The 25561-nt window shown below is 69.7% G+C and carries 24 protein-coding genes; 11 read left to right on the forward strand and 13 right to left on the reverse strand.

The window, feature by feature from the left end; genetic code table 11:
* Positions 1-9 precede the first annotated feature (9 nt).
* Together fabG and fabD are read right to left on the reverse strand one after the other, a co-directional pair.
* Complete coding sequence (gene fabG, locus HUV06_RS02070; protein WP_174299607.1) at positions 10-750, reverse strand: 3-oxoacyl-ACP reductase FabG; 741 nt, start codon at positions 748-750, stop codon at positions 10-12.
* A gap of 66 nt (positions 751-816) precedes the next feature.
* The gene (fabD, locus tag HUV06_RS02075; RefSeq protein ID WP_174299608.1) at positions 817-1761 is read right to left on the reverse strand and encodes an ACP S-malonyltransferase; all 945 of its coding nucleotides are present in this window, start codon (positions 1759-1761) and stop codon (positions 817-819) included.
* Between the two features lie 164 nt (positions 1762-1925).
* Between fabD and HUV06_RS02080 the strand changes: the two genes are divergently transcribed.
* Positions 1926-2771: a thymidylate synthase gene (locus HUV06_RS02080; protein WP_174299609.1), complete on the forward strand. Its 846-nt coding sequence runs from the start codon at positions 1926-1928 to the stop codon at positions 2769-2771.
* Positions 2768-3280 carry a dihydrofolate reductase gene (locus HUV06_RS02085; protein WP_174299610.1) on the forward strand — a complete coding sequence of 171 codons (513 nt, stop codon included), beginning with the start codon at positions 2768-2770 and terminating at the stop codon, positions 3278-3280. The genes HUV06_RS02080 and HUV06_RS02085 overlap by 4 nt, the downstream gene beginning before the upstream one ends.
* A 4-nt stretch (positions 3281-3284) precedes the next feature.
* Here the strand turns inward: HUV06_RS02085 and HUV06_RS02090 are convergent, their stop codons facing one another.
* The 5 genes from HUV06_RS02090 to rpsF all read right to left on the reverse strand — a co-directional run bounded on the left by HUV06_RS02090 (position 3285) and on the right by rpsF (position 6880).
* Positions 3285-3728, reverse strand: coding sequence for a DUF29 domain-containing protein (locus tag HUV06_RS02090; RefSeq protein WP_174299611.1), 444 nt, complete (start codon positions 3726-3728; stop codon positions 3285-3287).
* 39 nt (positions 3729-3767) lie between these two features.
* Positions 3768-5258 carry a replicative DNA helicase gene (locus HUV06_RS02095; RefSeq protein WP_174299612.1) on the reverse strand — a complete coding sequence of 497 codons (1491 nt, stop codon included), beginning with the start codon at positions 5256-5258 and terminating at the stop codon, positions 3768-3770.
* A gap of 326 nt (positions 5259-5584) precedes the next feature.
* Entirely contained in the window at positions 5585-6172 is a 588-nt protein-coding gene (gene rplI / locus HUV06_RS02100; RefSeq protein WP_174299613.1) for a 50S ribosomal protein L9, read from the reverse strand.
* Positions 6173-6185: 13 nt separating this feature from the next.
* On the reverse strand, positions 6186-6461 hold the full coding sequence (gene rpsR, locus HUV06_RS02105; protein ID WP_174299614.1) for a 30S ribosomal protein S18: 276 nt from the start codon (positions 6459-6461) through the stop codon (positions 6186-6188).
* Between the two features lie 11 nt (positions 6462-6472).
* Complete coding sequence (gene rpsF / locus HUV06_RS02110; protein ID WP_174299615.1) at positions 6473-6880, reverse strand: 30S ribosomal protein S6; 408 nt, start codon at positions 6878-6880, stop codon at positions 6473-6475.
* A gap of 253 nt (positions 6881-7133) precedes the next feature.
* On the opposite strand from rpsF, the gene nudC reads away from it, so the two are divergent.
* The 3 genes from nudC to HUV06_RS02125 are packed head-to-tail and all read left to right on the forward strand — an operon-like array spanning position 7134 to position 11218.
* Complete coding sequence (nudC, locus tag HUV06_RS02115) at positions 7134-8066, forward strand: NAD(+) diphosphatase (protein WP_174299616.1); 933 nt, start codon at positions 7134-7136, stop codon at positions 8064-8066.
* 51 nt (positions 8067-8117) lie between these two features.
* Positions 8118-10988 carry a phosphoenolpyruvate carboxylase gene (locus tag HUV06_RS02120; RefSeq protein WP_174299617.1) on the forward strand — a complete coding sequence of 957 codons (2871 nt, stop codon included), beginning with the start codon at positions 8118-8120 and terminating at the stop codon, positions 10986-10988.
* 59 nt (positions 10989-11047) lie between these two features.
* The gene (locus HUV06_RS02125; protein WP_174299618.1) at positions 11048-11218 is read left to right on the forward strand and encodes a DUF1328 family protein; all 171 of its coding nucleotides are present in this window, start codon (positions 11048-11050) and stop codon (positions 11216-11218) included.
* 1 nt (position 11219) lies between these two features.
* Here the strand turns inward: HUV06_RS02125 and HUV06_RS02130 are convergent, their stop codons facing one another.
* Positions 11220-12623, reverse strand: a complete 1404-nt coding sequence (locus tag HUV06_RS02130; RefSeq protein WP_174299619.1) for an MFS transporter — start codon at positions 12621-12623, stop codon at positions 11220-11222.
* A 233-nt stretch (positions 12624-12856) separates the two neighbouring features.
* On the opposite strand from HUV06_RS02130, the gene HUV06_RS02135 reads away from it, so the two are divergent.
* The 5 genes from HUV06_RS02135 to HUV06_RS02155 all read left to right on the forward strand — a co-directional run bounded on the left by HUV06_RS02135 (position 12857) and on the right by HUV06_RS02155 (position 17425).
* Positions 12857-14986, forward strand: coding sequence for a S9 family peptidase (locus HUV06_RS02135; protein ID WP_174299620.1), 2130 nt, complete (start codon positions 12857-12859; stop codon positions 14984-14986).
* Positions 14958-15491 carry a GNAT family N-acetyltransferase gene (locus HUV06_RS02140; protein WP_174299621.1) on the forward strand — a complete coding sequence of 178 codons (534 nt, stop codon included), beginning with the start codon at positions 14958-14960 and terminating at the stop codon, positions 15489-15491. The genes HUV06_RS02135 and HUV06_RS02140 overlap by 29 nt, the downstream gene beginning before the upstream one ends.
* 66 nt (positions 15492-15557) lie before the next feature.
* Positions 15558-16334, forward strand: a complete 777-nt coding sequence (locus HUV06_RS02145; RefSeq protein WP_174299622.1) for a sterol desaturase family protein — start codon at positions 15558-15560, stop codon at positions 16332-16334.
* On the forward strand, positions 16331-17131 hold the full coding sequence (mazG, locus tag HUV06_RS02150) for a nucleoside triphosphate pyrophosphohydrolase (protein WP_256429989.1): 801 nt from the start codon (positions 16331-16333) through the stop codon (positions 17129-17131). Before HUV06_RS02145 ends, mazG begins: the two co-directional genes overlap by 4 nt.
* A 123-nt stretch (positions 17132-17254) precedes the next feature.
* Complete coding sequence (locus HUV06_RS02155) at positions 17255-17425, forward strand: hypothetical protein (RefSeq protein WP_174299623.1); 171 nt, start codon at positions 17255-17257, stop codon at positions 17423-17425.
* On the opposite strand, the gene hflX is transcribed toward HUV06_RS02155, so the two are convergent.
* The 5 genes from hflX to HUV06_RS02185 all read right to left on the reverse strand — a co-directional run bounded on the left by hflX (position 17403) and on the right by HUV06_RS02185 (position 24149).
* Entirely contained in the window at positions 17403-18821 is a 1419-nt protein-coding gene (gene hflX / locus HUV06_RS02160; RefSeq protein WP_174299624.1) for a GTPase HflX, read from the reverse strand. The two genes, HUV06_RS02155 and hflX, sit on opposite strands and share 23 nt — an antisense overlap.
* Positions 18818-19069 (reverse strand): RNA chaperone Hfq, encoded by a 252-nt coding sequence (hfq, locus tag HUV06_RS02165; protein ID WP_174299625.1) that lies wholly within the window; start codon positions 19067-19069, stop codon positions 18818-18820. Before hfq ends, hflX begins: the two co-directional genes overlap by 4 nt.
* Positions 19070-19184: 115 nt before the next feature.
* Positions 19185-20045 (reverse strand): D-amino-acid transaminase, encoded by an 861-nt coding sequence (locus tag HUV06_RS02170; protein WP_174299626.1) that lies wholly within the window; start codon positions 20043-20045, stop codon positions 19185-19187.
* 222 nt (positions 20046-20267) lie between these two features.
* Complete coding sequence (locus HUV06_RS02175; protein WP_174299627.1) at positions 20268-21662, reverse strand: sigma-54 dependent transcriptional regulator; 1395 nt, start codon at positions 21660-21662, stop codon at positions 20268-20270.
* A gap of 219 nt (positions 21663-21881) precedes the next feature.
* Entirely contained in the window at positions 21882-24149 is a 2268-nt protein-coding gene (locus tag HUV06_RS02185; protein ID WP_174299629.1) for a PAS domain-containing sensor histidine kinase, read from the reverse strand.
* A 115-nt stretch (positions 24150-24264) separates the two neighbouring features.
* On the opposite strand from HUV06_RS02185, the gene HUV06_RS02190 reads away from it, so the two are divergent.
* Entirely contained in the window at positions 24265-25413 is a 1149-nt protein-coding gene (locus HUV06_RS02190) for a bifunctional 2-C-methyl-D-erythritol 4-phosphate cytidylyltransferase/2-C-methyl-D-erythritol 2,4-cyclodiphosphate synthase (protein WP_174299630.1), read from the forward strand.
* Positions 25414-25561 lie beyond the last annotated feature (148 nt).

The following is a 25561-nucleotide window of genomic DNA, read 5'->3' on the forward strand; positions in this document are numbered from 1 at the left end:
GCGGCGCGGTCAGATCATGGCCATTCCGCCGTTGACGTGAAGTGTCTGGCCGGTGACGTAGGCCGCCTCCGCACTTGCCAGATAGACGCAGGCCGCCGCGATCTCGCCACCTTCACCGAGCCGGCCGGCAGGGATGCGGCCCAGGATCGTGCTGCGCTGCGCCTCGTTCAGGGCGTCGGTCATGGGGCTGGCGATGAAGCCGGGCGCGATGCAGTTTACCGTCATTCCCCGGCCGCCGACCTCCTGGGCGAGGGCCTTGGAGAAGCCGATCATGCCGGCTTTCGACGCCGCATAGTTGGTCTGGCCCGGATTGCCCGTGACGCCCACGACGGAGGTGATGCCGATGATCCGACCATGACGGCGGCGCATCATGCCCTTGGTGACGGCCCGGCAGAGGCGGAAATAGGCCTCCAGGTTCACCTGCTGGACGATCGACCACTCCTCGTCCTTCATCCGGACCAGGATGTTGTCACGGGTGAGGCCGGCGTTGGACACGACGATGTCCAGCGGCGCTCCGGCGGCGGCTTCGGCTGAGCCCACCAGGCCGTCCACCGCAGCGGCGTCCGACAGGCTGGCGGCGACCGCGTAGGTGCGTGGGCCGAGCTCTTCCGCCAAGGTCTGCAGGGTGGCCTCACGCGTGCCGGACAGCACCACCGCGGCGCCCTGGCCGTGGAGCGCGCGCGCTATGGCTCCGCCGATGCCGCCGGAGGCGCCGGTGACAAGTGCGGTCTTGCCGCTGAGATCGAACATGGCAGTCTCCGTGAGGCCGATCGCAGGTCCGACCTGCGTCTTCGGGTGGCCGGCGGCTTAGCGGGCTCAGAGGCTCTGGGCGAAGGTCTCAAGATCGACCGGTGTGTTCAGCGCCGTCGCCTCGACCTCCGGTGCGATGCGCTTGGCCATTCCGGTCAGCACCTTGCCGGCCCCAAGCTCGACAAAGCGGGTCACTCCGCCCTCTGCGGCCATCCACGCTATGCTCTCACGCCAGCGGACCCGTCCGGTGACCTGCTCCACGAGCAGGCGTCGTATCTCGGCCGGATCGCTCACCGGGCGGGCGGTGACATTGGCGACCAGCGGCGTGTTGGGCGCGGCGATCTGCGCCTGCGCGAGCGCGTCGGCCATGGCTTCCGCCGCCGGGTGCATCAGCGGGCAATGGAAGGGCGCGGAGACGTTGAGCGGGATCGCGCGGGCCCCCAACGCCTTGGCGGCGACGATGGCGGCGTCCACCCCCGCCTTGTCGCCGGAGATCACCACATTGCCTTGGTTGTTGTCGTTGGCGACGACGCACACACCGACGCGCGCGCCCTCAGCCGCAGCCTGCTCGGCCAGGGTGACGTCCACCTTCGGCCCGATGAGCGACGCCATGGCGCCTTCCCCGACCGGGACCGCTCGTTGCATGGCCTGGCCACGCAGCTTCAGCAGGCGTGCGGCGTCCGCCAGGCTGAGGGCCCGCGCCGAGGCGAGGGCCGAATATTCTCCCAGAGAATGGCCGGCGACGAACGCCACGCCATCGACGCCGATGTTGAACTCCTCCTCGAGGACGCGGGCCACGGCCAGACTGACCGCCATCAGGGCGGGCTGGGCGTTCTCGGTGAGGGTGAGCGTCGACTCGGGTCCCTCCCACATCAGCCTCGACAGGTGCTGGCCCAGCGCGTGGTCCACCGCCTCGAACACCTCGCGCGCGCAGCTGAACGTCTCGGCCAGGCTGGAGCCCATGCCTACGACTTGACTGCCCTGTCCGGGAAACTGGAAGGCGAGGCTCACCTGTAGCACCGCTTGATGGTTTGAGAGAGGGCGGGTGTAGAGCCCACCTTCCGGCCGGGCAAGCTGTGTGGCGGAACGGGCGCTGCCGGGCTCGGCTTTCTCCACAGGCCTGTAGGGTCGGCCTCTCCCCCCGATGCTTCGAGTCGCCTACGTTCGGTGTCGCCATGAACGCTCCCGTGCGCCTCACCGCCTCATCGGTCTCCGCTGCTCCGGGCCTCGAACAGCCCTATCTTGACCTGCTGGCCGACATCCTCGCCAGCGGGGTGGAGCGGAGCGACCGGACCGGAACGGGCACGCGCGGCGTGTTCGGGCGGCAGCTGCGCTTCGATCTCTCGGCGGGGTTTCCGCTGCTGACCACCAAGAAGCTGCACTTCAAGTCGGTGGTGCTGGAGCTGCTGTGGTTCCTGCGCGGCGACACCAACGTGCGCTGGCTGCAGGAGCGTGGCGTCCGCATCTGGGACGAGTGGGCGGACCCGGACGGCGAGCTCGGCCCGGTCTACGGCAGGCAGTGGCGCTCCTGGGCCGCCCCGGACGGACGCTCGATCGACCAGATCGCGCGGCTGCTGGAGGGTCTCCGGACCAGCCCCAACAGCCGTCGCCACATCGTCTCCGCCTGGAACCCGGCGGACGTTGACGACATGGCGCTCCCGCCCTGCCACTGCCTGTTCCAGTTCTTCGTGGCGGACGGCAAGCTGTCTTGCCAGCTGTACCAGCGCTCCGCGGACGTCTTCCTTGGCGTTCCCTTCAACATTGCCAGCTACGCGCTGCTGACCCACATGGTGGCGCAGGTCGTGGGGCTGGAGGTGGGCGAGTTCGTGCACACGCTGGGCGACGCGCACCTCTATCTCAACCACCTGGAGCAGGCCGGCCTCCAGCTCACCCGCGAGCCCCTGCCCCCGCCCAGGCTGCACCTGTCGCCGAAGACCGACCTGTTCGCCTTCGACGACGAGGACATCCGGCTGGAGGGCTACGCCGCCCACCCGCACATCAAGGCCCAGGTCGCCGTTTGAGCGGTCTCCCCATCGCCATCGTCGCCGCGCGCGCCCGCAACGGCGTGATCGGGCGAGGCGGCGGCCTGCCCTGGCGGCTGAAGAGCGACATGGCGCTGTTCAAGGCGACCACGCTGGGCAAGCCGGTGATCATGGGCCGCAAGACCTGGGACAGCCTGCCGAAGAAGCCCCTGCCCGGCCGCGCCAACCTGGTGCTCTCCCGCGACGGGACCTTCGAGCCGAAGGGCGCCGTCGTGTGCGACCGCTTCCAGGAGGCGGTGTCCATGGCGCGGGAGCAGGCGGAGGAGGACGGCGCCGAGGAGGTCTGCGTCATCGGCGGCACGTCGCTCTTCGCCCTAGCCATGCCCAAGGCGAAGCGGCTGTACCTGTCCGAGGTCGAAGCCGACGTAGTCGGCGACGCCGAGTTCCCGGCGTTCGGTGAGGGGGAATGGCGTGAGAGCAGACGCGAGACGTACGACGCGCAAGACGGAGACGACTTCGCCTTCGTCTTCCGCGTGCTGGAGCGCTGAGCGGTCAGGCCTCGTCCGTCTCCACATCCAGGGACGTGGTCATGACCTTGTCGAAGGTCAGCGGATCCCCGGCATGGAAGACGGACGGCGCCATTCCTGTGTCGGCCACCGCCCCACTTATACCGGCCCGGGCCGCCTTAACCATGATCTCGTCGAGCTTGGACAGCAGGCTCGGGTTCTCCTCCAATAGATCGCTGACCTGCGCCCGCTGCTCGATGATGGTGACAGCCCAAGACGTCGACCTCCGCGATGTCTGGTGACGCCACTTCAGCAGGTGTTGAATGATCAGGGCCAAGCGGCTGCGGAGTTCACGCCGGGTCGAGCCACCCAAATCTTCGATCTCCGCAAGCAGGTTGTCCCAGTCGATCTCGTTCACGCTGCGACGTCGCAGAGCGTCCGCCTGATCCTGTGTCCAGCCGTAGAAGTCCGTGCTGTAAAGCCTACCCATGATAGCAGTATGCCTCAGGCTTGAAGACGCGCAAACGGCTCAGTGCGGGTCGTAGCGGCCCTCACGCGCGAGATTACCGAAGCGCACGGTGTCGTCGTTGAAGCTGAGCTTCACGTTGCCGATCGGGCCGTGGCGCTGCTTGCCGATGATCACCTCGGCCACGTGGCGGATCTGGTCCATCTCCTCCTGCCAGGCGAGGTGCTCTGAGGACCCCTCGCGGGGTTCTGCGCGGCCTTTGTAGTAGGCCTCGCGGAACACGAACATGACCGCGTCCGCGTCCTGCTCGATGGAGCCGGATTCGCGCAGGTCCGACAGCTGGGGTCGCTTGTCCTCGCGGCTCTCCACCTGTCGGGAGAGCTGGGACAAGGCCAGCACCGGCACCGACAGCTCCTTGGCGAGGGACTTCAGACCCATGGTGATCTGGCTGACCTCCTGCACCCGGTTCTCGTTGGCGCGCGACCCGTCGCCGCCGGTGGTGACGAGTTGCAGGTAGTCCACCACCAGCAGGTCCAGGCCGACCGACCGCTTCAGCCGCCGGGCGCGGGCGGTGAGCTTGGAGATGGACAGGCCGCCGGTGGCGTCGATGTAGAAGGGGCTGTCCTGGATCTCGAGCGCCGCGTCGCGGACCCGGGCGAACTCGGCCTGGTCGATCTCGCCCTTGCGGAGGCGATCCGACGAGACGCCGGAGACGTCCGCCAGCAGGCGCATGGCCAGCTGCTCGGCCGACATTTCGAGGGAGAAGAAGGCGACCACGCCGCCGTTCACCGTCTTGCGCGAGCCGTCCGGCTGGGGCTCCCAGGCGTAGTTGCGCGCCACGTGGAAGGCGATGTTGGTGGCCAGCGCCGTCTTGCCCATGGAGGGACGGCCAGCCAGGATCAGCAGGTCGGACTTGTGCAGGCCGCCTAGCTTCTGGTCCAGGTCGATCAGCCCCGTGGACACGCCCGCCAAGCCGCCGTCGCGGGAGAAGGCCTCGGCCGTCATCTCCACGGCGCCCTGGAGCGCGTCGGCGAAGCTCTGGAAGCCGGTGGAGGAACCGCCGGTCTCGGCCAGGGTGTAGAGCTGCTGCTCGGCCTGCTCGATCTGGTCGCGGGCCTCGGTCTCGGCGTCTTCGACCGCCGACTTGGCCATCTCGCCGCTGATGCGCAGCACCTCGCGCCGGAGCGCCAGATCGTAGACGATGCGGGCGTAGTCGGCGGCGTTGGCCGCAGGCGGCGCGCGGTCCACCAGGTCGGCGAGGTAGCGCAGCCCGCCAAGGTCCTCGAACGCCGGATCGCGCCTGAAGCGCTCCATCAGCACGATGGGCTCGGCCAGCTGGCCCTTGCGGATGTACTCCTCCATCGCGGCGAACAGGCGCTGGTGGAAGGGCTCGTAGAAGTGTCGGCCCTGCAGCCGGTCGCTCAGCCGCTCATAGGCGGCGTTGTCGAACAGCACGGCGCCGAGAAGCGCCTGCTCGGCTTCCAGGTTGTGGGGGGCGGTGGCGATGGGCTCGCTGGGGGGCGGGCCGGCGAGGCTGAAGGCGGCGACGTTCATCGTGCAGGGTGTTAACCCCGCCCACGTCAGAACGGGCCGGACGGGCTGCCGCAGCGGCGGCTTTATCCCCGTTCATCTTTGTTCTGTGGATTGTCGTTCGGTGGATGGCGGACCCGGCCTGCGTCGCTCGAGACGCCCCTTCGGGTTCCTCAGGATGACGAGGGTGGGGCTCGCATATCCGTCATGCTGAGGAGGGCTCTCGCAGAGAGACCGTCTCGACGCACGCAGGCGGCCTGCGCCACCCGGAACGGGTAAGTGCAGCGGAGGGGCTGAGAACGAAGAAGGAAGCCCGTGAGAGCTCCCTTCTCCGATCAGTTACGTCGATCTCAGCGCTCGAACGAAGCGTTGGCCATCTCCTGACCGGCGCCGCCCTCGAACAGGTCCTTGGCCTGGGCCTCGGCGTCCAGGCGGTCCTGGTCGAAGGCCGAGGTGATGACGTTTTCGCCGCGGGCCTGGCGGTCCGCCTCGTCCGGCGAGCGGGCGATGTTGATCCGCACCGTCACCGTCACCTCGGGATGCAGCCGCAGCTTGAGCTCGTGCACGCCGACCGTCTTGATCGGCCGGTCGAGCACCACCTGGCTGCGCTCGACCCGGGCGCCGGTCTCCAGGATCACCTCGGCCACGTCGCGGCCGGAGACCGAGCCATACAGCTGACCGCCCTCGCCCGCCTGGCGGATGAGGACATAAGTCTCGCCTTCGAGCTTGGCGCCATTGCGTTCGGCGGCGGCGCGGGCCTCGGCGTTGCGCACCTCGATCTGGCCGCGTTCGGCCTCGAACACCTTCAGGTTGGAGGTGGTGGCGCGCAGCGCCTTCTGCCGGGGCAGAAGGAAGTTGCGGGCGAACCCGTCCTTGACCTGGACCACGTCGCCGATGGCGCCCAGCCGCTCGACGCGTTCGAGAAGAACAACCTTCATGAGCCTGTCCTCCTCACTTCACGACGTAGGGCAGCAGCGCCAGAAAGCGGGCGCGCTTGATGGCCTTCGCCAGCTCGCGCTGCTTCGGCGCCGACACCGCGGTGATGCGCGAGGGCACGATCTTGCCGCGCTCGGAGATGTAGCGCTGCAGCAGCTTCACGTCCTTGTAGTCGATCTTCGGGGCGTTGGCGCCGGAGAACGGGCAGACCTTGCGGCGACGGTAGAAGGGCCGGCGGGCGCCGGCGCCGCCGGCGGGCGCGCCGGGGGTGGTGGGGGCTGTTTCGGTCATGATCTGATCTCTTAAGCCGAGATGTCTTCGTAGCCGCCGCGCGGCCGGTCGCGGTCGCGATCGCCGCCGCGCTCGCGGTCACGCTCGCGCTCCCGGTCGCGCCGGGCCAGGATCGGCGACAGCTCCAGGTCGAGCTCTTCGACCTTGATGGTGATGTAGCGCAGCACGTCCTCGTTGATGGACAGCTGGCGCTCCATCTCCTTCACCGCGGGCGCCGGCGCGTCTATGGCCAGCAGGGAGTAGTGGCCCTTGCGGTTCTTCTTGATGCGGTAGGTGAGGTTGCGCAGGCCCCAGTACTCGATCTTGGCGACGCTGCCGCCATGCTCCTCGATGAGGCCCTTCATGGTGTCGTTGAGGGCTTCGGCCTGCTGGGGGGAGATGTCCTGCCGTGCGATGACGACGTGTTCGTAAAGCGACATGTTCATCCTCTTCCGGGTGCGGACGGCGGCGCGGGCGCAGGCGGAAGACCCGGCGCACCACGATGGATCGGCGCGCATGGGGAGCGGACGCAGGCCCGCCCCGGAACGCTGCACGCAGACCGCCTTCCTGGGAGCGCGGGAAAATACGGATTTCGGCCGGGAACACAAGGGCTGCAGTGCGGGCTCGCGTGTCCCCTCCCCCGCAGGCCGGCGGGATGGTAGGCCACGTCCACCTGACCCCGTCGAGACGCCCATGCCGCTGTCCGCGCACCTGAACACCTTCGCCGGCAATCCGCTGGACCGCGTCTCCGACCGCCGGCGCGAACCCGAGTGGCTGGCCGACCAGCTGGAGGCGACGGGCACGACCGTGCTGGCCTTCTGGAACGGCTCGGCCCTGGTCCAGGGCGGCGAGAGCGAAGCGCACCTGGCGCGGATCGAACCGGGGCTGGCGGTCGAACTCGCCGGAGGTGACGAGCGGCTGCTGTTCATGGGTCTGGACGCGAAGGGCGGAGCGGTCTTCGCGCTGGACCTTGAGGGTGGCGCCGACCCGGCGCACGGGCTGCTGCAGGGGCGCGGGCGATTCGCCAACCTGCGCGATCTCGCCCCCCTTCTGCCGGCCGGCGACTGCGGCATGGCGGCGAGCGCCAAGGCGGTGTTCGAGTGGCGGCGGCGGCACCGTTTCTGCTCCGCCTGCGGCCAGCCCACCCGTGTGGCCGAAGGCGGCTGGAAACGACTCTGCCCCGCCTGCAAGGTGGAGCACTTCCCGCGCACCGACCCGGTGGTGATCATGCTGCCGGTGCGCGACGGCCAGTGCCTGCTCGGCCGCCAGCCTTCCTGGCCGCCGGGACGGTTCTCGGCCCTGGCGGGTTTCATGGAGCCCGGAGAAGCCATCGAGGAGGCCTGCGCCCGCGAGATCGGCGAGGAATCGGGCCTGAAGACCGTAGCCGTCCGCTACCACTCCAGCCAGCCCTGGCCGTTTCCGAGCAATCTGATGATCGGCCTGATCGCCGAGGTCGCGCCCGGCGAGGCGCGGGCCGACCAGACGGAACTGGAGGCGGTGCGCTGGCTGGCGCGGGAGGAAGTCGTCAGGCTGCTGGCCGACGGCGGTGACATCACTCTGCCGCCGTCCATGGCGATCGCGCGCCAGCTGATCGCCTTCTGGGCCGCCGGCGAGCCCCCGGGCTGACGCGGCCTTCACCGCGCTCGATGGCCTCACGGCGCGCTGCTATGCAGCCCCATGGCCGACGACCACCTCCCCACAGCCGACTCCGTCCAGACCTCGATGCTCGGGGCTGATCTGGCGCAACGCCTGACCCAAGCCAAGGCGCGGGCCGCTTCGGACCCGTTCACCAGCGCAGCGTTGCTATTCGCCCTTGATCTCAGCCGGGAGATCGAAGGGGGCGAGACGCCGCTCAACGCTCTAGAGGCTGTGGTCAGCCAGCTGACGGCGCAGGCCTTCACCGCCAGGGCCGAGCGGCTGGGCCGCTATCTCGGCGATTGCTCTCCGGAGCACCTGCGCGCCCGGTTGGACGCCTTCTTTCAGGCGATCGCGGCGCGAGGCGATTTCGAAGCCTATGCCAAGGCGGTAGAGGCGGCACCCTTCGGTGTGGTGCTCACCGCCCACCCCACCTTCGCCTTGAACCATGACCTGTCGATCGCCCTGGTCGAGCTTGCGACGGGGCGAACCATGGGCGGCGAGCCGCTTACGGAGGAGGACCGCGCAGGACGCCTCACCCTCGCCGAGCAGCACCCGCACGGGCCGCCGGCCGAGCTGAGCTTGGATGTGGAGCACGCCTGGTCGTTGGAAGCGCTGCACAGCGCCCACACCGCGCTCGAGATCGTATACGGCAGCGCCCTGAATGTGGCGCAGCGCAGATGGCCCACGCTGTGGACCCAGCTGTCTCCGCGGCTCATAACCCTGGCCACCTGGGTCGGCTTCGACCAGGACGGGCGCACCGACGTCACCTGGCAGGTCAGCATCGGCAAGCGGCTGCAGCTGAAGCTCGCCGCCCTGGAGCGCCGGCGCACGACCTTGCGCAGCCTCTTGGAGGGCGCCGAGGGGGACTGGCGCTCCGCCCTGACCTTGGTGGACGACCTGCTGAAGCGAGCCCTTGAGACTACGTCCGGACAGCTCGCAGCCTTGGACGGCGCCGGGGACGATCCGGCCACCCTGCCTGCTTTCGCCCGCACCATGGTGGCGGGCCGCCCTCAGGCCCTTGTGGAACCGGCGCCCCTGCTGCGTCGGATAGAGGATGCCCTCAAGGCCGCGCCCGACGATCAAAGCGGCCGCACGCTGCTGATCCTTCGCGCAGGGATCGCCACGGAAGGCGTAAGCCTGGCCGGCATCCATGTGCGCCTCAACTCGGGCCAGCTGCACAATGCGATCCGCCGCGACGTGAACCTGCAGGGTTCGCCTACCGACCCCGCCAACCGGCGCACCTATTTCAGCGCCATCGACGCGCTGATCGGCGAGGCGACGCCGGTGGAGATCAACTTCGGCGACCTGGCGCACGAGCCCGCCTCGGCCCGGCGGCTGATGATGACGGTAGCGCAGATGCGCAAGTATGTGGACGCCTCCACCCCCGTCCGCTTCCTGATCGCCGAGACGGAGACGGGCTTCACCCTGCTCACTGCGCTCTACTTTGCGCGCCTGTTCGGAGTGGAGGACCATGTCGAGATATCGCCGCTGTTCGAGACAGAGGAGGCGTTCGAGCGGGGCGAGAAGGTGGTGGAGGAGGCGCTGCGCTCGCGCCATTTCCGCGACTACCTGGTGCGCCAGGGCCGGCTGGCGATCGAGTTCGGCTTTTCCGATTCGGGCCGCTTCATCGGGCAGCTCGCCGCCACCTTCCGCATCGAGCGGCTGCGCTTACGCTTGGCGGAGATGATGCGCGAGGAGGGTCTCAGCGGGCTGGAGATCGTCTTCTTCAACACCCACGGCGAGTCGGTGGGTCGCGGCGGCCATCCAGGAGGCCTCGGCGACCGGTTCCGCTACGCCGCCCCGCCCCGCTCCCGCGCCGAGTTCGCCCGGCTGGGCATCCGCGTGAAGGAGGAGGACGCCTTCCAGGGCGGAGAAGGCTATCTGCCCCTGATGATCCCGGCCGCGGCCCTGGCCACGGTGACGACGGCGCTGGAAACCGTGCTGCTGGACGACCCGGAGGCCGAAGCCGATCCGATCTACGACGACCCGGATTTCGCTACCGAGTTCTTCGCCACCTGCGAGCAGGATTTTGCGAGCCTGGTGGCCGATCCGGACTATGCGGCCCTGGTCGGCCTGTTCGCCACCCACCTGCTCCCTAAGACCGGCTCGCGGCCGGTTCAGCGGCAGTCCGGCGACGGAGGACGGCCACAGACGCTCGCCAGCGTCTCCGAGCTGCGGGCCATCCCCAACAATGGCATCCTGCAGCAGCTCGGCTACCTGGCCAACAGCCTGTTTGGGCTCGGGCGAGCGGCGGGGAAGAACCGCGCCACCTTCGAACTCATGCGCGAGCGCTCGCCCCGCTTCCGCCGCGCCCTAGCCCTTGCGGAGAGCGCAGCGGCGGCCAGCGACCTGACGGTGCTTGAGGCCTACGCGGCCTCGCTGCAGCCGGCGCTCTGGCTTGCCCGGGCCGCCGCGGCCGAAGCGCCTGGCTGTGATCTTGAGCTGGCCGGCGTGGTGGAGGGGACGGGGCTGAGCGAGCACCTTCAGCGGGTCGACCGCCGGCTGAAGGCGGAGGACGTGCGCATCCGCGCCGCTGGCGTCCGCACCACCCAGGGCGGTCGGCTGGAGCTGCTGCACGCCATCCGCATCGCGCTGATCCAGGCCAGCGACCGGCTCGCGGTCCAAGTGCCGGACTTCAATCCGCGAGGTGAGATCACCCTCGCCGTCATCCAGCAGCGGCTTCTGCGGCTTGACGTGCCGGCCAGCGTGGAGCTGCTGCGGCAGTTCTTCCCGCTACACGGCGAGCCGCCGTCGGACGCCGATTTCGGGGAGTCCTCCAGCTACGCCGCCGCCGGCGCGCAGGGCTATCGCCGCGAGACGGAGCAGGTCTTCGAGCCGCTCGAGCGCCTGTTCGGCCTGCTGCTGAAGATCAGCCACGCGGTAAGCCACGAGACGGGCGCCTGCGGCTGAGGAACAGTCCGGCCCAGCAAGCGTTGCCGTGACGGGTATTCAGACAGAGGGGTTGGGCGATGCTCAAGTGGGCCATCATCTTCGCCATCGTCGCGGTGATCGCAGGCGCGCTGGGCTTCGGCGGGATCGCGGGCGCCGCGGCCGGTATCGCAAAAATCCTGTTCTTCCTGTTCGTGGTGATCTGCGCGCTTTTTCTCATCCTTGGTTTCACCATAGCCAAGAAGGTCTAGCCTACCGCTCCGACCCCAGCCGCCAAGCGGCGAGGACGGCGAGCAGGGCCACGGGAAGGAAGGCGCCGAGCAGGATCGGCGAGGCCGCAGCGGCGGCGTGCAGCGAGAAGCCCTGCGCCAGCCCAAGCAGGTTGGCCAGGACGCTCGCCGCCGCCGACCCTATGGCGTTGCCCAGGATCTGGGTCATGGGTATGGCCGACGACCCGATGGCCGCTTCGTCGTCGGGCAAGGCGTTCAGCACCCTCTGGGCGATGAAGGACCAGCAGAGGCCGAAGCCGCCTCCCATCCCCATGGCGGAGGCGCAGATCAGCGCCACGCCTGCGCTGGACAGGGTCAGGGCGCATGCGGCGAGCCCCGTCGCCGCCGTGGCGGCTCCAAGGCGTATGAACATGCCTCTCAGGCGGGCCGGAGCCCTGGCGACGAGCAGGGCGGTGACGGTCCAGCCGATCGACTCGCTGGCCACCGCATAGCCGGCCTGGAGCGGCGTGAGCCCTAGCCGGGCCTGGAGCAGCGCCGCGCCATAGACCGAGAAGCCGATGGCCGACGCCGACAGCAGGAGCACCGCGGCATAGCCTTGCCCCGGCCAGCTGCCGAAATCACTCGCCTGGGCAGGCAGCAGGCGGAGATCCGCCCCGGCGTCCACCCTGAGGGTCGCTAAGAGCAGGGCCAGCCCTGCGGCGACCATCAGTCCGGCGGCGGCCGGCCTGTGCACCACGCCCGCGACCGCTATCAGCGCCACGGCGGCCGTGAGCATCAGGAGCTGCAGGCCGGGCAGTCGTCGAGGTTCCGACACGGGCTCCGGCCCGATCCTCAGCAGTCCGAGGGTCGCCAGCGCGAAGGCCGCCGCCTGGGCCGCGAACACCCAGAAGACGCCGCGCCACAGGTGGGCGCTGGCGAACAGCCCACCGACCAACGGACCCAGCAGGGTCGCTACGCCCCAGACGCCGGACAGGATCGCGAAGATGCTCGACCACATGCGCTCCGGGAAGCTTCCCCGTACGGCGACATAGCAAAGCCCCATCACAAAGCCCGCCCCGCCGCCCTGCAGCAGCCGGCCCAGGAGAAAGGGCCAGATCGACCCCGCCAGGGCGCTGACGACGCAGCCGGTGGCGTAGAGCAGGCCACAGGCCGCCAGGGCGTGACGCAGGCCCATGCGTTGGGCCAGCAGTCCGGCGCCCGCCCCGGCGAGGATCGAGCCGAGCATGAAGCCTGCCGTGGCCCAGGCGAAGTAGGCGTAGCCGCCGATGTCCCTGGCCACGCTCGGCATGATCGTCGCGGTGACCAGGGCGTCCACCGCGTTCAGCCACACGCCCAGGCACAGCACGCCGAAGGTCAGGGCCCTAGGGCCGCGGAGCAGTTCGCTCCATCGCGCCGGAGCTTCGGTCACCGGCGAACGGGACGTCATCATGGGTCTGTAGAGGCAGGGCGCGTGAGGCGATAGCTGATGCAAGGGCCGTTGGTGGCGGGAGATCGCAAACGCTTGCCGCAGCGATGCAGGCGACACGCCCGCGCGCAGCGGCTATCTGGTGGCTGCCGACCGGGAGCACGCCGGCCGCTCACCGTCGCTGGACCCGGCCGCCCATTTGGCGGCGGCCGAGGTCCGCGGCTTCATGCACCAGCAGCCGAGCCTGATCGCCCATGGATGACGCCTCCGTCCGCCCCGCCCCGCTCCTCCCGCCGGCGGCCGAGAAGCGCCCCCTACGGATCGAGCAGCTCGGGCAAGTCCGCACCGACGACTATGCCTGGCTGAAGGACGAGGCCTGGCAGAAGGTGATGCGCGACCCGGGCGTGCTGCGCTCCGACATCCGCGCCCACCTCGAGGCCGAGAACGCCTACACCGCCGCCCTGCTCGCCCCCACCGAAGCCCTGCAGGCCGAGCTGTTCGCCGAGATGCGCGGCCGCATCAAGGAGGACGACAGCTCGGTCCCCGCCCCGGACGGTCCTTTCGACTACTACGCCCGCTACGAGACCGGCGCCCAGCATCCCGTCTACGCCCGCACGCCGAGGTCCGGCGGCCCGGAAGAGGTGCTGCTGGACGCCGACGCGGCCGCGCACGGCAAGGCGTTCTTCGACATCGGGGCGGCCGAGCACAGCGACGACCACGCCCTGTTCGCCTACGCCGTGGATGAGCAGGGCTCGGAATACTTCCGCATCGAGGTGAAGGACTTGGCCACGGGCGAGCTGCTGCCAGGCCCGGTGGACAGCTCGACCGGCGCCTTCGCCCTCTCGCCGGACAGCGCGTGGCTCTTCTGGGTCTGGCGCGACGAGAACGGCCGCCCCGCCAAGGTCTTCCGGCGTCCGCTGCGCGGCGGCGAGGACGTGCTGGTCTACGCCGAACCTGACGGCGGCATGTTCCTGTCGGTGGACGTCACCCAGAGCCGCGCCTTCATCGTCATCGGCGCCGGCAACCATGAGACCAGCGAGGTGCGCCTGATCGCGGCCACCGACCCGACCGCAGACCCGCGGCTGGTGGAGCCCCGCCAGGTGGGCCTGCGCTACGAGCTGGAGCACTGGGACGGCCGCTTCGTGGTGCTGACCAACGCCGACGGCGCGCTGGACTACAAGCTCTGCTTGGCCGAGGAGGCCGATCCATCCAAGGCCGGCTGGCGCGACTGGATCGCCCACCGGCCGGGCCGCTTCGTCGCCGGCATGGTGGCGCACAAGGACTGGTTGGTGCGCCTGGAGCGGGTGGACGCCAACAACCGGATCGTGGTCACCGCCCGCGACGGCCTGGCCGAGCACACGGTGGGCTTCGACGAGGAGGCCTATGCGCTAGGCGTCGACGGCGGCTACGAGTACGACACCGCGACCCTGCGCTTCACCTATCAGTCGCCGACCACGCCGCGCTCCACCTACGACTACGACATGGCCACCCGCGAGCGGACCCTGCGCAAGGTGCAGGAGGTGCCCTCCGGACACGACCCTGCGGGCTACGTGGCCCGCCGGCTGCACGCTGCGGCCAAGGACGGCGCCTCGGTCCCGATCACGGTGCTGATGCGCGCCGACACGCCGCTCGACGGCTCGGCGCCCCTACTGCTCTACGGCTATGGGGCCTACGGCATTCCCATGGAGCCGGGCTTCTCCATCCGCTCGCTCAGCCTGGTGGACCGCGGCTGGATCTGGGCCACCGCCCACATCCGCGGCGGCACGGAGAAGGGATGGGGCTGGTTCCTGGACGGCCGTGGCGAGAAGAAGCCCAACACCTTCAGCGACTTCATCGCCTGCGCCGAGCACCTGCATGCTGCGGGCTACAGCGCGCCTGTGCGGACGGTGGCCTATGGCGGCTCGGCCGGCGGCATGCTGATGGGCGCGGTCACCAACCTGCGCCCGGACCTGTGGGCAGGGATCGTCGCCGCCGTCCCCTTCGTGGACGTGCTGAACACCATGAGCGACGCCGACCTGCCGCTGACCCCGCCCGAATGGCCGGAGTGGGGCAACCCGCTGATCGATCCGGCCGCCTACGCACGCATCGCCGGCTACAGCCCCTACGACAACGTCGCCGATGCGCCCTCCCCCGCCGTCCTCGCCACCGGCGGCCTGTCGGACCCGCGGGTGACCTACTGGGAGCCTGCCAAGTGGGTGGCCAGGCTTCGGGCGCACAGCACCAGCGACCGGCCGATCCTGCTCAAGATCAACATGGAGGCGGGCCACGGCGGCGCGTCGGGCCGTTTCGACTTCCTCAAGGAGATCGCCTTCGACTACGCCTTTGCGATCTGGGCGGTGGAGCACGGCTGGATCCATGGACGAGGCGACGGCGAGACGGGTTGAGGTCAGGCCGGCGACGCTCGCGGACGCCGCCGCCGTCGCCGCCATCTACGGCCACCACGTCCTGCACGGCGTGGGCACCTTCGAGGAGACGCCACCCGATTCGGCCGAGATGGCGGCGCGCATGGCGGCCGTGGCTGAGGCCGGGCTCCCCTGGTTCGTGGCGGAGGCGGGGGACCATGTGCTCGGCTACGCCTGCGTGAGGCCCTATAATCCGCGCTCCGGCTACCGCTTCTGCGTCGAGGACAGCGTCTTCGTCGCGGCCGAGGCCTGCAGCCGAGGTCTGGGCCGCCAGCTGCTGTCGACGGTGATCGAAGCCTGCACGGTCCTCGGCCGCACCCAGATGGTGGCGGTGATCGGCGACAGCGGCAACCACGCTTCCATCCGCCTGCACCGGGCGCTCGGCTTCCAGCACGTCGGCGTCCTGAAGCAACTCGGCTTCAAGAACGGGCGATGGCTGGACGTCGTGCTGATGCAGCGGGCGTTGGCCGCACCGGCCCGCTCATAGGCGTTTCAGGCCGCCGTCAGGCGGAAAGCCGTCGCCGCGGAAGCTTGCAGGCGGTATGCAGCCAAGATGGAGTTGCTTGCAACCACCGCTGCGCTGAGCGCCATCATCGCACTGCGCTACCTGCTTGTAGCGGCGGGACTGTACCGGCTGCTATGGCGGCGGGGAGAGCCGCGCCTGCGAAGCACGCGGCTGAATACGCGCCCGCCCGCTCGGGCCGCCATACTGCACGAGCTGCGCGCGTCGCTGATCTCCTCGCCCATCTACGCCTTTCCCGCCGCCATAGCGCTCGATGCCTTCGAGCATGGGCGCGGGCTGATCTATGCCGATCCAAGCCGCTACGGCCTGTGGTGGCTGCCGGCGAGTGCTCTGATCTACCTGGTCGTCCAGGACACCTACTACTACTGGGCGCACCGGGCGATGCACCATCGCTGGGCCTTCGCCTGGACCCATCGCGGCCATCACCTGTCGCGCGAGCCGACGCCTTTCGCCTCCTTCGCGTTCGACGCGGTGGAGGCTGCGGGGACCGCCTGGGTGCTGCCGGCCCTGACCTTCTTCGTGCCCATCCAATGGGGCGTCGCGCTGGCCCTGCTGACCCTCATGACATTGGCGGCGCTGATGAATCACTGCGGATTTGAGCTTTGGCCTCAGAGCTGGGTGAGAGGGCCGGTGGGGCGCTGGCTGATCACCGCCACCCACCACAGCCTTCATCACACTCGGTTCCGCTGCAACTACGGCCTCTATTCGCGCGCCTGGGACCGCTGGATGGGCACCGACGCCATGCCGGTGCTCGCTGAGGAACTCGCGCAGGTCCAAGTCCAGCCAACCCCGCTGCAGACCGCGTGAGCCAGGTCGCCCAGATCGACCGCCTGCTGGCCATCATGGCGCGGCTGCGCGACCCTGCGGGCGGATGTCCGTGGGACCTGGAGCAGACCTTCGCCTCCATCTCGCCCTACACGCTGGAGGAGGCTTACGAGGTCGTCGACGCCATAGAACGCAATGATCTGAATGATTTGCGAGAAGAACTTGGCGACCTGCTTCTGCAGGTGGTGTTCCATTCCCGGATGGCCGAGGAGCAGGGCGCCTTCGCTTTCGAGGACGTGGCCGCCGCCATCTGCGACAAGATGGTGCGGCGGCACCCGAATGTGTTCGGGGAGGCCGCCTTCGAGAGCGTGGCCGAGCGGGGCGCAGCTTGGGAAACGATCAAGGCGGCCGAGCGGGCGTCCAAGGGGGCGCACCGGGCCGGCGTGCTGGACGACGTGCCGGCCGGACTGCCGGGGCTGGTGCGGGCGGTGAAGCTGACCAGGCGGGCGGCGCGGGTCGGCTTCGACTGGCCTGACACATTGGCGGTGCTGGAGAAACTCCGTGAGGAGACCGCGGAGCTGGAGGTCGAGATCACAGCCGGCGACAAGGCCAAGGCGCGGGAGGAGCTGGGCGACCTGCTGTTCGTCTGCGCCAACCTGGCCCGAAAGCTGGAGGTCGATCCGGAGGACACGCTGCGCGCCGCCAACACTAAGTTCATCCGCCGGTTCGGCTTCATCGAGCGGGCGCTGGCGGTGCAGGGCCGCCGGCCCGAGCAGTCCCATCTCGAAGAGATGGACGCGCTCTGGGATGAGGCCAAACGGGTGGAAAAGGCGGGCTGAACCGCCTCGGATCAAGGATTCAGCCGAAATGAATCGACAGCCCGACCGTGGCTAATCGCCAGCCAGGGCCCACCTGAGACGCACCGGCTCGCCAACTCGGCGGCTCACCGTCAGGAGACTCCCATGCCCTTCGACGGGACCGACTTCGAACCTCAGCCCAAGCGGGCGACTCCGCCGGTTCCGCGGGACACTCTGCTCTGCGTGGTGATCTTCGCAGCGGCGATCGGCCTGCTCGTGCTGCCCATCTCGCTGGACGGGCTGATCGACCTGGTCAGGTTCCTGTCGCGGCGGTGACCAGGCCGGCCAGCTCGTCCGCCGGGTGCGTATGGGCGTCGGGGAACAGCCGCTCGAACCGGCCGCGGGCCTGGGCGTCCAGGCGGACGGAGAGCTGCAGCCCGCCCTCGGCCGTCTCGTGCCGGCCGGTGACGCGCCCGTTGCGGTAGAGCCAGGCCAGGGCCTCGCCCTCGCTGGCGGCCAGCTCCAGGTCCAGCGGCTCGTCGTCGTCCACACGTACGGCGATCGCCTGCAGCAGGGCCTCGCAGCCCTCGCCCGTGAGCGCCGACACCGGCAGGGCGTCGGCCGAGCCGAGCTCGTGGGCGCGTCGTGCGCGGCCCTCCAGCCCGGCGCGCTCGTCCTGCGGCACCTGGTCCAGCTTGTTCCAGACCTCGATCATCCGCTCGGGATGGGCGTCGATGCCGAGCTCCTCCAGCACGGTCTCCACGTCCTTGGCCTCGGCCGCGGTCTCGGGACTGGAGATATCGCGGACGTGGAGGATGACGTCGGCCTCCTGCACCTCTTCGAGCGTGGCGCGGAAGGCGGCGACCAGCTCGTGCGGCAGGTCGGAGATGAAGCCCACCGTGTCCGACAGGATGGCGGGCCGGCCGTCGGGCAGCTTCAGGGTACGCAGCGTGGGGTCCAGGGTGGCGAACAGCATGTCCTGGGCCAGCACCGCGCCCTCGGTCAGGCGGTTGAACAGGGTGGACTTGCCGGCGTTGGTGTAGCCGACCAAGGCGACCGTGGGGTACGGCACTTTCTGTCGGGCGGAGCGGTGCAGGGTGCGGGTGCGCCGCACCTCCTCCAGCTCCTTCTTCAGCTTGACCATGCGGTCGGTGAGCAGCCGCCGGTCGGCCTCGATCTGGGTCTCGCCAGGGCCGCCTAGGAAGCCGAAGCCGCCGCGCTGGCGCTCCAAGTGGGTCCAGGTGCGCACCAGGCGCGACTTCTCGTAAGACAGCCGGGCGAGTTCGACCTGCAGCTTGCCCTCCTTGGTGCGGGCGCGCCGGGCGAAGATCTCCAGGATCAGGCCGGAGCGGTCCACCACCTTGGCGTTCCACGCCTTCTCCAGGTTGCGCTGCTGCACGGGCGTGAGCGCGTCGTCCACCACGACGACGGAGGCGTCCAGCGCCCGCACCTGGGCGGCCAGCTCTTCCACCCGGCCGGAGCCGAACAGGGTGGCGGGCCTGGGCGTGCGGATGGGGACGATCTCGGCGCCCCTGATCTCCAGGTCGAGCGCACGGGCGAGGCCGCAGGCCTCTTCCAGCCGAGCCTCAGGGCCGCGAAGTGCTGCGTCCTGGCCGTGGCGCGGGTGCAGGACCAGCGCCGCCTCGATGGGCGGCCGTCGATCGACGGCGCGCCCTTTGCCCCTGTGTTCGGGAACGGGGTTGGAGAGGGTGTCGGTCTCGTCTCGGGTCAAACGTCTTCGCTTTCGACCGGCGGCTCGTAGAGTTGGACGGGCTGGGCCGGCATGATGGTGGAGATGGCGTGCTTGTAGACCAGCTGCGACTGGCCATCGCGGCGCAGCAGCACGCAGAAATTGTCGAACCAGGTGACCACGCCCTGCAGCTTGACGCCGTTCACCAGGAAGATGGTCAGCGGCGTCTTGGAGCGCCGGACGCTGTTCAGGAAGGTGTCCTGCAGGTTCTGCTTCTTTTCCGCTGTCACGGTTGTCCTCGTCTTCTTATTTATTCAGCGGACCAATACGTCCGCCACACACGAGAAGAGGCTACGTCGGCGGTGGGGCCGCCTGCAACCTCCAAGGTCCAGATCCGGCGCGGCGTCAGATGGCGTTGCGCCGCGCGTGGTCCAGATATAGGGCGCGAAGCCGCAGGGTGACAGGACCGGGCCGCCCATCGCCGATGCTCGCCTCGTCGATCTTCACCACCGGCGTCAGGAAGGCGCTGGCGGCGGTGAGGAAGGCCTCGCGGGCGCCCTTGGCCTCGTCAACGGTGAAGGGACGCTCGTCCACAGGCATCTGCAGCTCGTTCGCCAGGGTGATTAGCTCGCCTCGTGTGATCCCGCGCAGGATGTTGGCGGCGGTGTCGCGAGTGCGAAGCCGCCCGCCCGCATCCACGATCCAGGCGTTGGTGGAGGCGCCTTCGGTCACCCGGCCCTCTTTGTCCACCAGCCAGGCCTCGTAGGCGCCGGCTTCCTTGGCGGACTGCTTGGCCAGCACGTTGGGCAGCAGGCCCACCGTCTTAATGTCGCAGCGGCCCCAGCGGGTGTCTGGGCGCGTGACCACGGCGACACCCTTGGCGGCGGAGGCTTCCAGGTAGGCGAGGTCCAGCGACTTGGCGGTGACCACCACGGTCGGCGGGGTGTCGGCATGGGGGAAGGCGTGGTCCCGGGGCGCGGTCCCGCGAGTGATCTGGAGGTAGACGATGCCGTTCTTGACGGCGTTACGCCGTACCACCTCGCGCAGGATGGCGAGGAGCGCCGAGCGCGACCGGGGGGGGGTGATGGAGAGTTCGCCCAGGCTGCGCGCCAGCCGGGTGAAGTGGCCCTCCGCGTCGGATAGGCGGCCGTCGAGCACCGCCCAGACCTCGTAGACGGCATCGGCGAACTGGAAGCCGCGGTCTTCGATGTGCACCACGGCGCCAGTGTGGGGGACGTAGCGGCCGTTGACATAGGCGACCTTCATGAGCCCTCCCCCGTTTCGGGGCGGCGAGCCATTCTCCTCCCCTGCGAAGCGGGGGAGGTGGCGCGACGCGCGAGCGTCGTGACGGAGGGGGCGTCGTCGCCGCTGCGGGTCATCATGCTTGAAACGGCAGCGGCGGCGACGCCCCCCTCACCATGCTGCGCATGGTCCCCTCCCCCCGCTTCGCAGGGGGAGAGAAGATGCCCGCGTAATCAGCTCGCATCCTCAATCCTCGTCGTCCTCGCCGCCGCCCCGGAGCGGCGCAACGCCCAGCGACTTCAGCTTCCGGTGCAGCGCCGACCGTTCCATGCCGATGAAGGCGGCGGTGCGGGAGATGTTGCCGCCGAAGCGCAGGATCTGGGCGGTGAGGTACTCGCGCTCAAACACCTCACGGGCGTCGCGCAACGGCAGGGCGATGATCCGCTCGGGCCCAACCGAGCCGGCGATTCCGGCGGCGGCGACCTCGGCCGGCAGCATCTCGGCGGTGATCACCTCGCCGGGGTCGCCGGACGCCAGGATCATCAGCCGTTCCACGTTGTTCCTCAGCTGGCGGACGTTCCCCGGCCAGTCGTGCACCTGCAACGTCGCCACCGCGTCCTCGCCCAGGATGCGCTTGGGCAGGCCCGTCGCCTCGCTGATCCGGTCGATGAAGTAGTCCACCAGCTCCGAGATGTCCTCCCGCCGTTCTCCGAGCCCCGGCACCCGGACTGGCACCACGTTGAGCCGGTGAAAAAGGTCCTCCCGGAAGCGGTCCCCCTCGATCTCGTCGCGCAGGTTCTTGGACGTCGAGGAGATCACCCGCACGTCCACCTGCACGTTCTGCTCGCCGCCGACGCGGCGGAAGCGCTGCTCCACCAGCACGCGCAGGATGCGCCCTTGCGTCTCACGAGGCATGTCGGCCACCTCGTCCAGGAACAGCGTGCCGCCGTGGGCGCGCTCGAAGGCGCCGATCTTCTTGGGCCGCCCGCCCTCGCCCTCCTCCCCGAACAGCTCCAGGTCCATGCGTTCCGGCGAGATGCCGGCGGCGGAGAGCGCCACGAACTCGCCCCGGCCGCGGGGGCTGGCGTCGTGGATGAAGCGGGCCACCAGCTCCTTGCCGGAGCCCGGGGGGCCCGAGACCAGCACCCGGCTGTTGGCCGGCGCGATTTTGCCGATCATGGTGCGGAGCTGCTGCATCGAGGTGGAGCGGCCGACCAGGGCCTCTGGCGCGATGGCCTGGGTGCGCAGCCGCCGGTTCTCGCGCCTAAGCGAGGTGGTTTCCAGCGCCCGCTCCACCATGATGAGCAGGCGGTCGGCCTTGAAAGGCTTCTCCAGGAAGTCGTAGGCGCCGCGCTTGATGGCGCTGACGGCCGTCTCGATGTTGCCGTGGCCGGAGATCATCAGCACCGGCATCTCGCTGTCGAAGCCCTTGACCACGTCCAGAAGCTCCAGCCCGTCCATGCCGCCACCCTGCATCCAGATGTCCAGGATCAGCAGCGCAGGTCGCCGTGCACGGATGACCGCGAGCGCCGCGTTGGCGTCGGGGGCGGTGCGGACGCTGTAGCCCTCGTCCTCCAGGATGCCGCCCACCAGCTCGCGGATGTCCGCCTCGTCGTCCACCACCAGGATGTCGGTCGCCATCTAGAACAGGTTCCTGTGGGGGATCGGGCGGGTGCGATAGATCGAGAGAAAAGGCTCATGGTTGAGGCCGCCCGCGTCCATCGAGACGCGGGCCGAGGCCCACTCCTCAGGACGACGAACGAGAGGGGTTCCATGATCGTCTGAGACCTTCGTCATGCTGAGGAAGGCTCCGCAGGAGCCTGTCTCCAAGCACGCAGCCCCTGTCACCGTACCCGCCATCTAAGCTCCTTGCACGGCCAGCGTGCGCACGGCCGTTTCCGCTCCCGTCCGCAGCACCGCGGGAAATAGCAGCCGGGCTCTGGCGCCCGACAGGGTTCGCGCATCGCTGAGCACGAACTCGCCGCCATGCTCCTCCAGGATGCGCTTGACGATGGCGAGCCCCAGGCCCGTCCCCTTCTCGCGGGTGGTGACGTAGGGCTCGGTGAGCCGCTCGCGGTCCTTGGCGGGCAGGCCCACTCCGTTGTCCTCGATCTCGAACACCACCTCGCCCTCCTCCACCCGCAATCGGGCGAGGATGCGGCCCTGGAGATCGGGGGTGGTCGCCACCCGGGCGCCCACCGCCTCCCCAGCATTCTTCAGTACGTTCAGAAGCGCCTGCGAGACGAGGCCGCGGTCGCAGGTGAGGGGCACGACGACCTCGGGAATGTCGCAGTCCACCTCGATCTCGGGGTGGGCGACCTTCTGGGAGAAGACCGCCTGGCGCAGCAGTTCGGCGGCGTTCTCGTCTGCGAGCTTGGGGGCGGGCATGCGGGCGAACGAGGAGAACTCGTCCACCATCCGCCCGATGTCGCCGACCTGGCGGATGATGGTGTCGGTGCAGCGGTCGAAGGTGTCGAGATCGGAGGTGATCTCCTTGCGGTAACGGCGCTTGATCCGCTCGGCCGACAGCTGGATCGGCGTCAGCGGGTTCTTGATCTCGTGGGCGATGCGGCGCGCCACATCGCGCCACGCCGCGTTCCTCTGGGCGGTGAGGAGGCGCGTGATGTCGTCAAAGGTCAGGACCAGCCCGGTCTCGCCACGGCCCGAGGCGCGCACCCGCAGCCGCCGGGTCTCCCCGCCTCGCACAACGTCCAGCTCGGTGTCGGCGTCGGCCAGGGCTGCGCGGGCGCGGCCCAGCACTTCCGCAAGCTCCGGAGCCACGATGGCCAACGGGCGGCCGAGCGACAGCCGCTCCTCAAGGCCCAGCAGGGTCGCGGCGCGCGCGTTCATCACCGAGATGCGGCCGAGCGGGTCCAGGCCGATGATCCCGGCGCTGACCCCCGACAGCACCGCCTCGATGAAGCGCGTACGGTCGCGCGCGTCGCGGTTGGCGGCGGTCAGGGCGGTCTGCTGATCCTGAAGATCTCCGGTCATGCGGTTGAAGGCGCGGGACAGCACCGCGATCTCCTCCGGGTCACGCGAGGTGTCCACCCGGGCGCTGAGGTCGCCCCCCGCGACCCGGTCGGCCGCCTGCACCAGGCGCGAGACGGGCGCCGCGATCCCGGTCGCCACGTTGACCCCCACCCAGATGGCGCCCACCAGCACCAGCAGGCCGGTCTCAACATAGCTGAGCGTGAAGATGGCCTGGATGCGGGCGCTGTAACGGTCCGCCAAGCGGTAGGCGGCGACGGAGTCCTGCGACCGGCGAAGCTGGGCCATGATTCCCTCCCCCATCGGACGCGCCACATAGAGGTAGGCGTCGGGGTAGGCCCGCAACCGCATGAGGGCGCGGATGTAGTCCGACGAGAACGGCAGGGCGACCTGGTCGCGCCGCGCCGCGGCGGCGAAGTCGGCCGGAGGCGGCGCGAGGAAAGGCGGCGCCGAGGGCTGCTCGGCCCGGGCCAGCACCCGCCCCTCGCCGTCGATGACGTAGACGGCGGCCATGTCGCGCTCCGGCAGCTCGTAGGCCAGGAGCGTGCTGAACTGCAAGCGGGCGCGCTCGAATCCAGCCTCGCTGCGGTTCAAGTCGTCGGCCATGGGGCCCATGCGGTTGCGCATGAACTCCTTCTGCTCGTCCACATAGGCGCGGCTGACGATGGAGGCGTTGTCCACCACCGTGCGCACCCGGTTGGAAAACCAGGTCTCGACCCCCTGCGTGATCACCACCCCGAAGAACAGCGCCATGATCACCGCCGGAGCCACCGCCGACAGGGCGAAGGTGATGACGAAGCGCCGGTGCAGCCGCACCCCGGCGTCCTTGGCGCGGGGACCGAACAGGGCCACGACCCGGAAGGCGGCGACCGCGGCCAGCGTCAGGATCAGGGCGAAGTTCAGCGTCAGCAGGGCCAGCACGTAGCGGCTGGGGGCCGCGAGCGGCCGGCTCACCGGCGCGCCCAGCGTCAGCAGCACGCAGACCACGGTCAGCAGAACCGCCACCGCGAAGGCCAAGCCGAAGGCGTAGCGGGCGCGGGGCCGGGCGGGCGCCTCGATGAAGTCGCTCTGGTCGGTGCGGTCGTCGAACCGCTCGAACGACGGCTCCAACGACTCCGGCGAGGCCGTGACGGACATGACCACAGGCTAACCGCCTGTGACGCAGTTTCAACAGGTTGTTGCAGGGCCGCGCCACACGCAGGCGTGAGGCCTGCATGGACAACCCGGCGAGGGCGCCGCAAAAGCCCGCTCAATGCGATTTGCAGCCGTCATCGTGGCCGCCGGCGCCGGCCGCCGTGCCGGAGGGGACACGCCCAAGCAGTGGCGGAGCCTGCGCGGCCGGCCCGTCGTGCTGTGGTCGGTGGAGGCGCTGCGAGCCGCCGGCGCCGAGCAGGTGGTCGTGGTGATCTCGGCGGAGGACCGGGACCATGCCGCCGCCGTCTTCGGCGGCCTGCCCGGGACGCACGTCGTGCTGGGCGGCTCGGAGCGGATCGACTCGGTGCGCGCCGGCCTCGCCGCCGTGGCCGAGGGCATCGACGCGGTGCTGATCCACGACGCGGCCCGCCCCTTCGTCACCTCCACCCATGTGCGAGCCTTGCTGGCGGGGCTGGAGGCGGCGGAGGGCGCCCTGCCTGCGCTCGCCGTCAGCGACACGCTGAAGCGGGCCGGCGATGATCTCGTGGTGAGCGGCACCGCCGACCGTGCGGGCCTCTGGCGCGCTCAGACGCCTCAGGCCTTCCGCCGCCCCGCCATTGAAGCCGCCTACGCGGCGTGGCCGGCCGGCGAGGTCCCGACCGATGACGCGGCGGTGCTGGAGCGGGCCGGCGGCCGCGTCCAGCTCACGCCCGGCGATCCCCTGCTGATGAAGCTGACCTATCCGGAGGACTTTCCCATGGCGGAGACGCTTGCAGGGGCCGCGCGCATCACCCGCGTCGGCCAGGGCGTGGACGCCCACCGCTTCGGCCCCGGCGACGGCTGCTGGCTGTGCGGCGTGCTGGTGCCGCACGATCAGGGCCTGGTCGGCCACTCCGACGCCGACGCAGGGCTGCACGCCCTGACCGACGCGATCCTCGGCGCCATGGCCGAGGGCGACATCGGCGACCACTTCCCCCCCACCGACCCGCAGTGGAAGGGCGCCGCGTCGGACAGGTTCCTGCTCCACGCGGTGGAGCTGATGCGCGCCAAGGGCGGCCGGGTGCTGAACGCCGACGTCACCCTGATCTGCGAGCGCCCCAAGGTGAAGCCGCACCGCGCCGCCATGCGCGCCCGGCTGGCCGAGCTGCTCGACCTGCCGCTGGACCGGGTGAGCGTGAAGGCCACCACCATGGAGGAGATGGGCTTCACCGGCCGCCGAGAGGGTTTGGCCGCCCAGGCGGTGTGCACGGTGGAGACGCCGGCTTAAGGGGACTGCATGTGCTCCGTGATCCGCCCGGAAGCAGACGTTAGCGGCGCGGGCTAACGACCCTAAGCGGCCCTCAATTCGTGAGGGGTTGCAGCACGAACTCCAATTGCTTTCCGAAGATGGAGCCGTATAGGCCGATGGCTGTGTC

It is taken from the genome of Caulobacter sp. S45 (assembly GCF_903642205.1).
In the GTDB taxonomy this organism is placed as follows: domain Bacteria; phylum Pseudomonadota; class Alphaproteobacteria; order Caulobacterales; family Caulobacteraceae; genus CAHJWH01.